This window comes from Streptomyces celluloflavus, assembly GCA_000720995.1.
In the GTDB taxonomy this organism is placed as follows: domain Bacteria; phylum Actinomycetota; class Actinomycetes; order Streptomycetales; family Streptomycetaceae; genus Streptomyces; species Streptomyces celluloflavus.
Window position 1 is genome coordinate 189,382 of sequence record JOEL01000017.1, and the last position, 12,181, is coordinate 201,562.

Sequence of the window (12,181 nt, forward strand, 5' to 3'; positions counted from 1 at the left end):
TCCCGTCACGACCGGTGAAAACCGTTGGCCGCACCGGTTTTGACGGCCGTGACGAAGGAGTTCCACGCGGCGGCGGGGATGACGAGCGCCGGGCCGTCCGGGTTCTTGGAGTCCCGGACGGGGACGATGCCGGGGATGTCGTCGGCGACCTCGACGCAGTCGGCGCCGTCGGCGTTGCTGTAGCTGCTCTTGCGCCAGCGGGCTGCTCCGGCGAACTCTTGGGCGATCTCGATGCAGTTGCCGCCGCTGGAGTTGCTGTAACTGCTCTTGCGCCAGGTGGCGGCCCCAACGAACCCCTCTGCGACCTCGATGCAGAGACCTCCGGATCCGTTGCTGTAGGTGCTCTTTCGCCAGGTGGCGTCGCTCAAATCAACGCGGACGCTTGCCATTTCCATACTCCTCTGCTGCTTGCCCGATCATTTTGAGAGAAGCCTCCGGAGACAGTGCGGTGGCTCGGAGTCGACCGTAAGCCTTTGCGTAGTCCTTCACGAGTCCCGGATCATCGACGGTCTGGCCGGAGTACATGCCCTCTGAGTACATGAGGGGCGGGGCATCATCAAAGGTGAAGAGCCATGTGGCACCCATCATGAAGGGGTGGGCTCCTGCGTTACACGGAAGGATCTGTGTAATGAATCGACGCTGCTGAGCTACGTCGACGATATGAGCAAGCTGCTCTGCCATCTCGTCATGCCCGAGGATCGGCTGCCGCAAGATCGACTCATGCAGGACGATCCAGGACTCGGGGCTCTTCGGATCCTCGTGGATCCAAGAACGCTCACGCCTTGCGCTAACCCTCGCGGCAATCAGTTCCTCAGTGGCCAAAGGGTCGCTGGCTCGAATAACTGTTCTGATGTATGGCTCCAGTTGTAGCGGCCCGGGAATCAAGAGGGGATTCCATGACTCGATCTCCTTCGCGTTTCCCTCCAGTTGCGCAATTTCGGTGAAGTACCCCGCGTGAGCGCCCTTCCGGGCCTTCTGTACGTCTTTGCAGCACCGCTCGAAGTAGCCGTCCGTCTTCAGCAACTGGTCGACGTGGCAGGCCAGGCGTAGCGGCATGAGTCGCTGGCCGCGCTCGATCTCGCTGAGGTAGCTGACTGCGTAGAAGCTGCCTTTGACCGTCGCCTGAAGGGTGAGGCCCGCCGCCTCCCGTTTCCAGCGCAGTTCCTTGCCGTAGAAGGCTGGGATGCTCACCGAGCCGTCAATGTCTTTGCGTGCGGGCATGGTTCACCGTTCCACGGGTCGTGCGGTGTAGTCCGAAACACTTTTACGCTACGCCGCGTCACGGCACTCTGTGAGCGTTTCGTCACAATGCGCACAGGGAGGCATACGCCCATGTCCGACCGTCACCACACCCACGCCAACGCCCGTGTCCACGATCACGATCACCACCCCGACGTGCCCGACTGCGTCGGCCGGCTGCGGGCGGCGCTGGAGGCAAACGGCATCACGCTGCCGTCGCTGGGTGTCGATCTGCCGACGTTCGCGGGCGGTTGGAGCACGCCGCTGGTCGCGCTCGGCAACTGCAACGCGGAGACCGCGCAGCGGCTGACCGAGGCGCTCGTCCGGGCGGCCATCCGGTGACATCGCCGCACCAGCCACCGCCACCCCGGCCACCCGTACCGTCCGCACCACCCGCCCCGCTCCGGCCGCTGACCGTCTCGTTGCTCGCCTTTCCCAAGGAGGTGCCCGCGCTGCGGCACGCCGTGCGCGAGTACCTGGGTGGGCCCTGTGCCGATGTGCAGCTCTGCGTCAGCGAAATGCTCAGCAATGTGATCCGGCACCTGGGGGAGGGCACCCCCGTCACCGTCACCGTCCGGGTATCGGGGGACGGGGACGGCCGTACGTGGGTGGAGGTCACCGACCCCGATCCGCGTGCCCTGCCCGTGCTCCGGCAGGCGGCCGGTGACGACGAATCCGGGCGGGGGATAGCGCTGCTGGACGGGCTCGCCCTGTGCTGGGGAGTCCGTCAGGGAGCGGCGAGCAAGACCGTCTGGTGTGTGCTCGCGGGCGGGTGATGCCGCGCCTCATACGCCCGTCAGCCCGTCGATCCGTTCCCGGAATCACGTCCGCTCCACCTCCGCCAGGCGCTCGGCGAACGTCTGACCGGCACCCGACCCGCCTGAAGGCGCGTCACTCAACAGATAGCGTCGGGGCACACCGAGTGACGGTGTGTCCCCGACGAGACAAGGACTCGCCATGCTCGTTTCCGTGATCGGCTGTGGTCACCTCGGCATCCCCCACGCGGCGGCGATGGCCCACCTCGGCCACCAGGTCATCGGTGTGGACGTCGACCAGGCCAAGGTCGATCGGCTCAACGCCGGTGAGTGCCCGATCTTCGAGGACGGCCTGCCCGAGCTGCTGGCGCGCCACACCGCGAGCGGCCGGCTGCGGTTCACCACCGATATCCGCGATGCCGCCGCCGTCGCCGAACTGCACTTCATCGGCGTCGGAACCCCTATCGACGCCGACGGCCGTTCCTACGACAACGGACAGGTCTTCGGCGCCATCCGCCAGCTCGCGCCCCACCTCCACCGGCCGTGCACGATCGTCGGGAAGTCCACCGTCACCGTCGGGACCACCGTCCAGGTCACCGCCCTCGCGCAGCGCCTGGCCCCCGTCGGCAGCGCGGTCGAGGTCGTCTGGAACCCGGAGTTCCTGCGGGAGGGCCACGCGGTCGAGGACACCCTGCGCCCGGACAGGCTCATCGCCGGCGTCACCAGCGCCGAGGGGGAGAAGGCGATCCGCGAGGTCTACGCCGGCATCCTGGACGCCGGTGTGCCGATCTTCATCACCGACCCGCAGACCGCCGAGCTCGCCAAGGGCGCGGCGAACAGCTACCTCGGCTTGAAGATCTCGTACATCAACGCCGTCGCCGACATGTGCGAGGCCGCGGGCGGCGACATCTCCAAGATCGTGGAGATCCTGGGCATCGATCCGCGGATCGGCGCCGGTGGCATGAGGCCCGGCATCGGCTACGGCGGTGGCTGCCTTCCCAAGGACGTCCGCGCCTTCACCGCGTCCGCCCGGCAGCTCGGTGCCGACCGGGCCGCCGGGCTCCTGCTCGCCGCCGAGCAGGTCAACGAGACCCGTATCGACGTGGCCATGGGCCTCATCACCGGTGCCCTGGGGGACCGGCCGGTCGAGGGGGCCCGGGTGACCGTGTGGGGTGCGGCGTTCAAGCCCGGCACCAACGATGTGCGCGAATCCCCGGCCCTCGCCCTCGCCCACGCCCTCCAGCGGGCCGGCGGCACCGTCACCGTGCACGACCCGCAGGCCGTGGCCACGGCCATGATCCGCAACCCCGAACTCGACTACACCGACGACCTTCCCGCTTCTCTCGACGGCGCAGACCTCGTCGTCCTGGCCACCGAATGGCCCGAGTACCGGCAAGCGAACCCGCAAGCCCTCGTGGACCGTCCCGCCAATCCCCTGCTCATCGACTGCCGCACCACCCTCGACCCCGAGCCCTGGCGCGCGACGGGTTGGACAGTCCACCAGCTCGGACGACCCGGGAAATAGAAAGTACGGCAGGGTTCGGCCAGCAAGACCGTCTGGTGCGTACTCGCGGGCGGGTAGCGCCGTCGCGTCTCATACGCCCGTCGTTCCGTCGATGCGTTCTCGGATGAGGTCGGCGTGGCCGTTGTGGCGGGCGTATTCCTCGATCATGTGGACGTAGATCCAGCGCAGGGAGACGGGGGTGCCCTGGAAGTCGCCGGTGGTGTCGAGGGGGAGGTGTGCGGTGGCCGTGCGTGAGGCGCGGATCTCTTCCTGCCAGAGGGCCAGCGTCCCGGTGAGGGTGGCGTCGGGCGGGGGTGTGAAGCCGCCGTCGGCCACGGTGGGGTCGAAGGCGGCGCCGCGTACGGTCGGCAGGTCGGCGCCCGTGAGTACGCGGCGGAACCAGGTCCGTTCGACCTCCGCCAGGTGCTCTACCAGGCCGAGCAGGGTGAGGGGGGAGGGGGCGGCGGAGAGCGTTCTGGCTTCCGCTTCGTCCAGGCCGGCGCATTTCGCGGCCAGGGTGGCGCGGTGGAAGTCGAGCCAGGATTCGAGGGTGGTGCGCTCGTCGGCGGTCATGGGCGGGACGGGGCGATCGTCCGGGGTGGTCGTGCCGGTGGTGGTCATGGGAACAGCGTTCCAGCCGCCACTGACAATCGCCCCGTCCCGCTCGGCGGCGGGCGCGGGCTACGTGGCGGAGCGGCCGAAGAACTCCAGTTCCGCGATGGCCACTTCCTTGTTGCCGGTGGCGCCGTACGCGGCGCGCAGCACCAGCCGTACGGTCGTCGCGTCCCGTACGCGGACATCGAGACGCTGCACGCCGCCGTCGTTGATCCGGTGGTGCGAGGTGTACGCCTTGCCCGCCGAGTCCGTGACGATCAGGTCGAACTCCTGGGGCCGGGCCTGGGCGGCGGCCTGGGCGGCGCGCGGGGAGGTGCCGGGGGTGATCAGGACGGCGAGCAGGTCGGTGGGCTGGCCGAAGCCCGCCTCCAGCCACTGGCCGGCGGCGCTGCCCGAATAGCCCGTCCCCCACCAGGTGTTGGAGTAGCCGTCGAAGGCGCGGTCCGGGCCCTGCTTCGCGTCGGAGTGCGAGGCTTTCCAGGTCGTGGGGTGGACGGGGACCCGCTTGGCGAAATGGTCCTGGACGGCCCGTGCGGCGGGCGGTCCGCCGAAGATGCCGCCGACCACCAGGGCCGCCACCCCGGCGGCCACCGCCACGCGGACGATCCAGCGGGACCGGCCGCGGCCGAGCCGGGGCCGCTGGCCCGCGTAGGGGCCCTCGGCGGGGAGCTCACCGCGGTCCTTGAGCAGGCTGGTGCAGCTGCGGCAGAAGTAGCGCCGTGGCGCGTTCGGCGTGCCGCAGCCGGGGCAGGGCGGGCCCTGCTCGGGGCCGACGTCCGCGTGCGGCGTCCGCACCTGCGGGCGGGCGGCCTCGGGGCGGCCGGGCAGGACCGTGCCGGGTGCCTGCGGCGGCGCGGCGGGGCTCGCCTCCGGTACGGGGACGAGCAGGGCGCGGACGGCGGTGTCGCTGAGGGGGGTCCCGGTCGCGGGCGGGGATGTGGGCGTGGGTGTGGGCGGTTCTTCGAGGTGGTGGCCAGGGGCGCCCGTGGCCGGGCCGTATCCGGTGGCGCCGTGTGCCTGCCTGGGGTCGGTGCCCGGCGAGGGGCCGAAGGACGGCGGCGGCGGGCCGAAGGAGGGCGGCGGCGGTCCGAAGGACGGGGCGCTGTCCACGGGCCCGGCGGCGGGCGGCATCGCGGTGGCCGGGTGCGGGGGCGGGGTGGGATGGCCTGCGGCGGGCGTCGCCGGGGCCGGGCCGTCGGCGGGTGTCGCGGGGATCGGCAGGGTCGGGTCGTCGTCCGCCGGTGCCGGTCCCGGTGCGGCGCCGGAGGCCGCCCCGGGTGCGGCGCCGGGCGTGGCCGTGTCCGCCCCGGACGGCCGGGTCGGGGTGTCCCAGCGGAGGAAGGCGCCGCAGGAGTCGCAGAAGGACTGGCCCGTCTGGCGGGCGGGCGTGCCGCAGTCCGGGCAGGCCGTGGTGGGGGCGGTCATGGTCAGGTGCCTTCCGGGGCAGAGGGGGCGTACGGGTTGTCGGGGACATAGGGCGACGGTGCGGCCGCCGGGCCCGTCACCTCCACCGTGAAGGGGAGGTGGGCGGGGCGGGCCGCCGCGACCACCGCGCGTACCCGGTGGGTGTCCACGGCGGCCGGGTCGGGCACCCGGAGGGTGACATGGAGGCCGGGGCGGGGTGAGCCGGGGAAACCGCCGAGGGGGCGCGCCGACCAGGTGGCGCCGCCGCTCTCGGTGATCTCGGGGCTCACCCCGAAGGCCAGTTGGAGGGCGCCGCGCAGACCCTGGGAGGTGCCGCGCAGCCGGTGCAGCCCCACCGCGGTGGCCACCGCGTAGCGGCGGACGGGCAGCGCCTCGGTGCCCTCCAGCTCCGCGCCGACCCAGGTCGCCAGCCAGTCGACGAAGTCCTCGGGGGCGAGCGCGGGCATGAAGTAGGCGTCCAGGCAGTCCAGCACGTTGAACAGCGGTGCCAGCACCACGTCCAGGCCCTCGACGAACCGCTGGGCGAAGTCGTCGTCGGCGTAGACCCCGGGGAGCTGGTCGCCGAGCGGGTGCACGGAGCGGAGGTCCGGGACGGTCCCGCGGTACGAGGCCGGGGTGCCCGGCGTGGCCTTCGAGAAGGACAGGGGCGTGGTCATCGGGCCTCGATCACACGGATGCGGTGGTCGAAGGGGAACAGCAGCGCCGACGGGTCGAGTTCGAGGCGGTCGGTGGCGTCGCCGCGGCGGCCGGTGAGCGGGTCGGCCGGGTGCAGCAGGACCTCGTCGACGAGCTCCACACCGGGCACCCGTTGCAGTGCGGCGAAGATCTCGCCGGAGTGCAGCGGGCGGCCGAACGGCCAGCCCGTCCCGTGCGCCCCGCCGGTCAGCGGGTCCAGATAGGCGTACAGCGCGTCCAGCGCCTCGGTCCGTACCCGCTCGGCCTTCGCCGCCCGGAAGGAGTGCAGCGTCGCGACGACCGTGACGCCCTGGTAGAAGGGCGGGCCGACGGCGAGCCGGGTGCCCAGGGGGCGGCGCTCGTCGAGGAAGGAGGTGACGCGGCCCAGCAGTTCGTCCCCGGGGACCAGCTGCTCGAAGCGGAGCCGGCCGTCCCGGTCGGCCACGGCCTGCGGGACGACCAGCACCCGTACGGCGTTCTCCCCGGCCTGCGGTGTGTCCACCGACAGGCAGCAGATGCGGGCGGCCTCGGGGGCGGCGCGGCGGGCGAGTTCCTCGTAGTCGCGCGCGGTCACCGCACGCTCCTGGGCGCGCAGGGCGATCGGCGCCCGCACCTTGGCCTCGCGCACCGTCTCGCCGTCCACCCCGCCGCGCGCCGCCTCGCGGTTCTCCACCGAGGCGATGTACGGGATGGAGCTGCGCAGCACCTGGATCGCGCCGCGCGCCACATTGCCGGTGCGCCCGCCGCCCGTGCGGTAGTGCGTCGCCCGGAGGGCGCTGCCCTTGGGCGGTACGGCCCCGTACTGCGCCATGGAGCCGTCCGGCAGGCGTACGGAGGGGCCGAAGGCGATCTCACCGGTGGCGGCGTCCAGGGTGAGGTGCCGGTCGGCGGGGCCGGACGAGGCGAAGTCGGAGACCACCTCCCACGGCTCCCAGCCCTCGCCCGAGGAGATCTCCAGGAGCAGCGGCGGGCGGCCCGCGACGACCGGGGACTGCGCCAGGCGCAGCCGCTGGCCGGGTACGCCCGCCGATTCGCCCAGCGGCTCGTCCCGTACGGACTCGGCGTGGGTGGCGGGCGTCGTCCCGCCGATGGTGAACGCGGAAGCGGCCCGTACGGTCGGGGAGTTGCTGTAGAAGGGCTGGCCGGCTACGGCGGCCACGACCCGGCAGCGCAGCCAGCCGCCGTCGGTCCGGCCGACGCGGGAGACGGTGTGGCCGGCGGGGACGTGCAGGACGACCTCGCCGGGCCGGTTCAGGCCGCCGGTGGAGTCCTCGTCCACCTCGCAGGCGGTCCAGCCGTCGGCCGTCCACGCCTCCCAGACGAGCGGCGGCTGGCGCGGGTCGACGCCGACGCCGTCCACCCGGCTGTCCAGCCGCAGTACGGCGATGCACCGGGGCACCGCCGCCGACAGCCCGAAGAGCAGGGTGTCGCCGGGCTGCGGCGCGGCCGCGAAGGCGGGCACATCGCGGCCGCCGAAGATGTCCTGGCCCCGGTCCTCGGGGGCGGCCCCGGACTCCTGGCGCAGTACGGCGGTCAGTTCGCAGGGCACGACGGTCAGGTCCTCGTCCGTCGCGAAGGCCACCGCCTCCTCGGTCTCGGTGCGGCTGGTGGCCACCTCCGTACCGGCGGGCAGGACGACCGGTTCGGGCTGCGGCGCGGAGAGCCGGAAGGTCACGTCGGCGCGGGCCGCGGACGGCGGGAAGAGGGTGATGCCGAGCAGGTCCAGGAAGGCCAGCTGGTTCTTCTCGGGCACCCGGTTGAGCCGGTAGACGAGCTGGTCGGCCATGTGGGCCACGGCCTCGATCAGGGTGACACCCGGGTCGGAGACGTTGTGGTCGGTCCACTCCGGACAGCGCTGCTGGATGTAGCGCTTGGCGTCGTCGACGAACTGCTGGAAGCGCCGGTCGTCGAGGTGGGGGGCGGGCAGAGCCATCACAGATCGCTTTCGGTTGCCGGGGACCCGGTGGCGGACTCTCCGGAGGACGGGATCACGTAGAAGGGGAAGACCAGGCTGCGCGGGTTGTTGGTGCCGCGCACGGCGTAGGTCACATCGATGAAGAGGACGGACGGGTCGTCGGGCGCCGGGCTCACCTCGACGTCCAGGACCTCGATGCGCGGCTCCCAGCGGTCGAGTGAGGAGCGCACCTCGTAGCGGATGCGGCCCGCCGTCGCCTCGTTGACCGGCGAGAAGACCATGTCGTGGACGGCGCAGCCGAATTCGGGCCGCATCGGGCGCTCGCCGGGCGCGGTGGCCAGCACCAGCCGGATGGACTCCTCGATCTCCCGCTCCCGGCGGGCCAGCGCGATCCCGCCGCCCGCGTCCGTACGCAGCGGAAAGGCCCACCCCGCGCCGACGAAATGCTCACTCATGTCCCACGCTTCCCACTGCTCCTCGACCCGCCATTCCCCCGCGCTGCCACTTCGCTACAACGCCGCTTCGCCACGCCGTTACTCCCGTGTTCCGCAACGGCGTTACTCCGTCAGGCATGTCCTGCGCCGCGCCGATCCGCCGCACCGTCCCGCTTCGCCTGCCCGCTTCGCCATGCGGCTCCGCCCCGGCTCAGAACGGGATGCCGTTGCGGAGGACGGCCGGGGCCATCAGGGAGACCGTCGAGACCGAGTTGACGGTGACCGGCCCCGCGGCCTTGATCCCCACCGTCCCGGCCGCGTTGATCTGCGCCATACCGCCCGCGTTCACGTCGAACTTCGCGCCCGCCTTGACGTCCACCGACCCGCCGGCCCGCAGGCTCAGCGAGCCCCCGGCGGTCAGCGACAGATCGCCGCCCGCCTTGATGTCCACCTTGCGGGTGCCGGTGATGGTGACGGACCCGTCGCTGCGGACGGTCACCTCGGTGCGGGCCTCGTCCAGGTGGACGGTGAGCGAACCGTCGCCGGTACGCAGCCGGATACCGCGCGCCATCCGGGTCCTGGCGTCCAGCAGCTCGACGGTGTGGCCGCTGCGGGAGGCGAGGCTGCGCCAGTTGATCCGGCCGCTGGTCGGGTCCACGGGCTCGATGCCGTCGGGGTCGGGGGTGGGCTTGTCCACGCCGTTGTAGAGCCCGGCCAGGACGTACGGATGCTCCAGCGAGCCCCGGTCGAAGGCGCACAGCACCTCGTCCCCGACCTCCGGCAGCAGCAGCCCGCCGCCCCGTACGCCGCCGAACTGCGCGACCCGGCACCAGTCGCTCTCGTACGTCTCCGACAGCCAGGGGAAACGCAGTTTGACCCGGCCGAGCCGGAGCGGATCCTTGGCGTTGGTGACCTCGGCGACGGCCACGCCCGGCAGCGCGGGGGCGCTCTCGGGGCCGCCCGACGCCAGCCCGTACAGCGACCGGAACTGCCGTCCGGAGACGGTCAGCCAGGTGGTGAACTGCCGCCCGGACTCGAAGACATGGCGCACCCCGGTCGCGGTGTACTTCCCCTCGAACGGGAAGCCCGCGCCCTTCAGCGCCACCGGCCGGCCCGGCAGCAGGTCCGGATTGCCCTTGACCGCCACCTCCAGCTCGGCGAAGGAGGCGGTCACATCGTCCGCGAGCGCGCGGGCGGCGTGGGTGACCTGGGCCTGGGTGGTGTACGGGGTGCCGGTGGAGGTCAGCTCGGCCGGGCCGAAGGGCGAGGTGACCTGCGACGGCTTGAGGTCGGCGTCGATGTCCTCGCTGGTGGTGGCCGGGGACTCGGCGGACAGGGCCCGCTTGGCTCGCATGTCCCAGCCGCGCGCGCCCGCCCGGTCGACCTGCCCGGCGGCGGTCATCGCGACCCGGCTGCGCAGCGCGTTGTGGCCGAACTCCAGGACGTAGGGGCTCTGCGCGGCCGGGGTGGTGTCGGCGGGCGCGCCGGAGGCCGGCGGCAGCGCGCTGAACCGCAGCTTCCCCTCCTGGTCGAAGGAGAGGTGGACGTCGTTCTCCTGCGCGAGGCGGGTGAGGAAGTCCCAGTCGGTGATGTTGGGCTGGGTGGCCAGCTCGTAGACGGTCGGGGTGGAGTCGACGGTGCCGAGGCTGAGCTTGTTGCGGGTGGCCAGGCGGCGGACGATGTCGGAGGCCGTCATCTGGGGGTAGCCCGCCACGCGTCGGTTGCGCAGCAGCCGGTGGCCGGGGTCGTACCCGCGGACGACCAGGGACTTGCCGCCCGCGTCGGCGTCCACTTCGAGCGCGGTGATCTCGCCGGTGAGCAGGGGTTTGCCGCGCTGCCCGTCGGTGAACGGGGCCAGTACCGCCTTCGCCCCGATCTTGATCAGCGGGAAGGTCTCCAGGATGTCGCCGCCGGGGTCGCTGAAGGTGAGCTGGAAGGCGGAGGGGACGTTCACGCTGGCGTCCACCCAGCCCTCGACGAGGAGGACGGCGAGCTTGTCGGGCAGCCGGGTGCCCTCGATCTCCACATGCAGAACGCTCGTGTAGGTCTTGTCGCTCATCGGGTGGCCTCCGCCTCGTGCCTGTTCCGGCCGCTGCCGCGCTCGTCGTGGTGTTCGTCCGCCGCCGGGATCAGCAACTCCGTACCGGGGTGCAGCCGCATCGGGTCGTCGATGTCGTTCGCCTCGGCGATCCGCCGCCAGCGCGTCGCGTCCCCGTACTCCCGCCAGGCGAGCAGCGCGAGCGAATCGCCCGCGACCGTCCGGTGGACCCGGCGGGCGGAGAGCGCGCCGGACGTGGGGTTCTGCCCCTTGGTGGGCATGGACACTTCGGTGAGCGCGAGGGAACAGGTGGCGCGGAGCGGCTCGCCGGTGGGGTTGAAGAGGGTGTACGAGGCGCTGGCGCTGGTCACGTACGCGATGAACTGCACCGTGTTGAAGGACCCCCAGGAGAACTTCACCCACGGGGGCGAGGGCCGCTTGGTGTTGATGCTCTGCGGTGTCACCTCACAGCACGACAGCAGCAGTTCGACCTGCTTCTGCACCTTGCCGCCGTTGGGCGTCCCGGAGGCGTCGAGGAACACCTCCAGCTGGAGGGTGGCCGGCTGGGCGCCGGTGAACTGCGGCGGCGCACCGCGCGCGTAGGCGACGGCGGCCTGGGTCTGCCAGTTGGCCGCCCGGCCCATCTGAATCTGCGTCGGATTGAACTGGAACTCCACCTCGCCGATCCGGCCGCCCATGGACCCGCCGAGGTCGGTGGGCGGCTGGTGGATGGCGAGCGAGGCCCGTACGAGGCTGGCTCCCGCCTTGCCGCCGGTCGGCGCGGCCATCTCAGGCACCTCCCGCGTCGGTGAAGCCGTGATGCGCGATCTCCAGCGTCTCGGTCGCCACACCCGGGCTGGCCGGGTCCAGCGTCGGCCCCTGCCAGCGCACCGGCAGCACCTCGACCAGCCCCCACTGCGCGACGATCGAGCCGTCGGCGCGGAGCGCGGCGATCTGCGCGGTGGGCCGGGTGATGCCGGTGGCCAGGGAAGAGATCCACGAGGCGACGCGGGCGGTCTCGGCGGTGAGGGGACGGGTGAGACGGATGGTGGAGAACGTCACCCGGGTGGGCAACTGCCACACGAAACCGTTGTTGCCGCCCTCCTGGCGCTGCTCGACCTCGACCTCGGAGGCGAGGCCGTCACAGCCGTTGAACAGCCCGAGGTCCTGGCCGTCGATGGTCAGCTTGAAGAAGACGGTGGAGCCTGGGTCCTTGGTGGAGGGCATGGGTGGCCGGGTCTTTCGTGTGGGCTGGGTGGGCTAGGAGGGTCGGGATGGGGCCGGTGGTACGGGGTGGGACCGGGGTACGGGACGGGTTCAGCGGCCGTGGTCGCGGAGCCGGCCGATGCGTTCCCGGTCGCTGCGCAGCTCCGCCCGCAGGAGGCGGGAGAGCGGGGCGACCAGCTTGCGGGCCAGATCGTCCAGTTCGGCGGCGGTGGTGAAGGCGGGAGGGGGAGGGGCGGAGGCGGAGGTGACGGCAGGGGTGGTTGAGCTGGGCGCGGTGCGGGTGGTGGTGGGTGGCAGTGGTTTCTGGGTGGGCGCGGGGGCCGAGCGCTTTTGGATGGGGGCGCTGCGTTGTAC

13 protein-coding genes and 1 pseudogene are annotated in these 12,181 nt (G+C 72.0%); 3 read left to right on the forward strand and 11 right to left on the reverse strand.

Features of this window, described 5'->3' with window-relative positions:
* Positions 1-5: 5 nt before the first annotated feature.
* Both IH09_RS18510 and IH09_RS18515 read right to left on the reverse strand, forming a co-directional pair.
* Positions 6-389, reverse strand: a complete 384-nt coding sequence (locus IH09_RS18510) for a DUF397 domain-containing protein (protein ID WP_110952403.1) — start codon at positions 387-389, stop codon at positions 6-8.
* A complete protein-coding gene (locus IH09_RS18515) occupies positions 370-1,221 on the reverse strand; it encodes a helix-turn-helix domain-containing protein (RefSeq protein WP_052857433.1) in 852 nt (283 codons plus the stop codon). The genes IH09_RS18510 and IH09_RS18515 overlap by 20 nt, the downstream gene beginning before the upstream one ends.
* A 111-nt stretch (positions 1,222-1,332) precedes the next feature.
* Here IH09_RS18515 and IH09_RS18520 point away from each other — a divergent pair, with 111 nt between their 5' ends.
* The 3 genes from IH09_RS18520 to IH09_RS18530 all read left to right on the forward strand — a co-directional run bounded on the left by IH09_RS18520 (position 1,333) and on the right by IH09_RS18530 (position 3,519).
* Positions 1,333-1,581, forward strand: coding sequence for a hypothetical protein (locus IH09_RS18520; RefSeq protein ID WP_052857435.1), 249 nt, complete (start codon positions 1,333-1,335; stop codon positions 1,579-1,581).
* On the forward strand, positions 1,578-2,015 hold the full coding sequence (locus IH09_RS18525; protein WP_318279484.1) for an ATP-binding protein: 438 nt from the start codon (positions 1,578-1,580) through the stop codon (positions 2,013-2,015). Before IH09_RS18520 ends, IH09_RS18525 begins: the two co-directional genes overlap by 4 nt.
* A gap of 181 nt (positions 2,016-2,196) precedes the next feature.
* A complete protein-coding gene (locus IH09_RS18530; protein WP_052857437.1) occupies positions 2,197-3,519 on the forward strand; it encodes a UDP-glucose dehydrogenase family protein in 1,323 nt (440 codons plus the stop codon).
* Positions 3,520-3,588: 69 nt separating this feature from the next.
* On the opposite strand, the gene IH09_RS18535 is transcribed toward IH09_RS18530, so the two are convergent.
* The 9 genes and pseudogenes from IH09_RS18535 to IH09_RS18575 form a co-directional block, all read right to left on the reverse strand.
* Positions 3,589-4,119 carry a DinB family protein gene (locus IH09_RS18535; RefSeq protein WP_052857439.1) on the reverse strand — a complete coding sequence of 177 codons (531 nt, stop codon included), beginning with the start codon at positions 4,117-4,119 and terminating at the stop codon, positions 3,589-3,591.
* A 60-nt stretch (positions 4,120-4,179) separates the two neighbouring features.
* Positions 4,180-5,538: an NADase-type glycan-binding domain-containing protein gene (locus tag IH09_RS18540; protein ID WP_052857441.1), complete on the reverse strand. Its 1,359-nt coding sequence runs from the start codon at positions 5,536-5,538 to the stop codon at positions 4,180-4,182.
* A gap of 2 nt (positions 5,539-5,540) precedes the next feature.
* Positions 5,541-6,194, reverse strand: coding sequence for a phage tail protein (locus IH09_RS18545; protein WP_052857444.1), 654 nt, complete (start codon positions 6,192-6,194; stop codon positions 5,541-5,543).
* The gene (locus tag IH09_RS18550; RefSeq protein ID WP_052857446.1) at positions 6,191-8,146 is read right to left on the reverse strand and encodes a putative baseplate assembly protein; all 1,956 of its coding nucleotides are present in this window, start codon (positions 8,144-8,146) and stop codon (positions 6,191-6,193) included. The genes IH09_RS18545 and IH09_RS18550 overlap by 4 nt, the downstream gene beginning before the upstream one ends.
* Positions 8,146-8,583, reverse strand: coding sequence for a GPW/gp25 family protein (locus IH09_RS18555; protein ID WP_052857448.1), 438 nt, complete (start codon positions 8,581-8,583; stop codon positions 8,146-8,148). The genes IH09_RS18550 and IH09_RS18555 overlap by 1 nt, the downstream gene beginning before the upstream one ends.
* Positions 8,584-8,773: 190 nt before the next feature.
* Positions 8,774-10,621 carry a VgrG-related protein gene (locus IH09_RS18560; RefSeq protein ID WP_052857450.1) on the reverse strand — a complete coding sequence of 616 codons (1,848 nt, stop codon included), beginning with the start codon at positions 10,619-10,621 and terminating at the stop codon, positions 8,774-8,776.
* Positions 10,618-11,388 (reverse strand): CIS tube protein, encoded by a 771-nt coding sequence (locus IH09_RS18565; RefSeq protein ID WP_052857452.1) that lies wholly within the window; start codon positions 11,386-11,388, stop codon positions 10,618-10,620. The genes IH09_RS18560 and IH09_RS18565 overlap by 4 nt, the downstream gene beginning before the upstream one ends.
* 1 nt (position 11,389) lies before the next feature.
* Complete coding sequence (locus tag IH09_RS18570) at positions 11,390-11,827, reverse strand: phage tail protein (protein ID WP_052857455.1); 438 nt, start codon at positions 11,825-11,827, stop codon at positions 11,390-11,392.
* A 90-nt stretch (positions 11,828-11,917) separates the two neighbouring features.
* Positions 11,918-12,181 (reverse strand): annotated as a pseudogene (locus IH09_RS18575) (hypothetical protein); the annotation flags it as partial.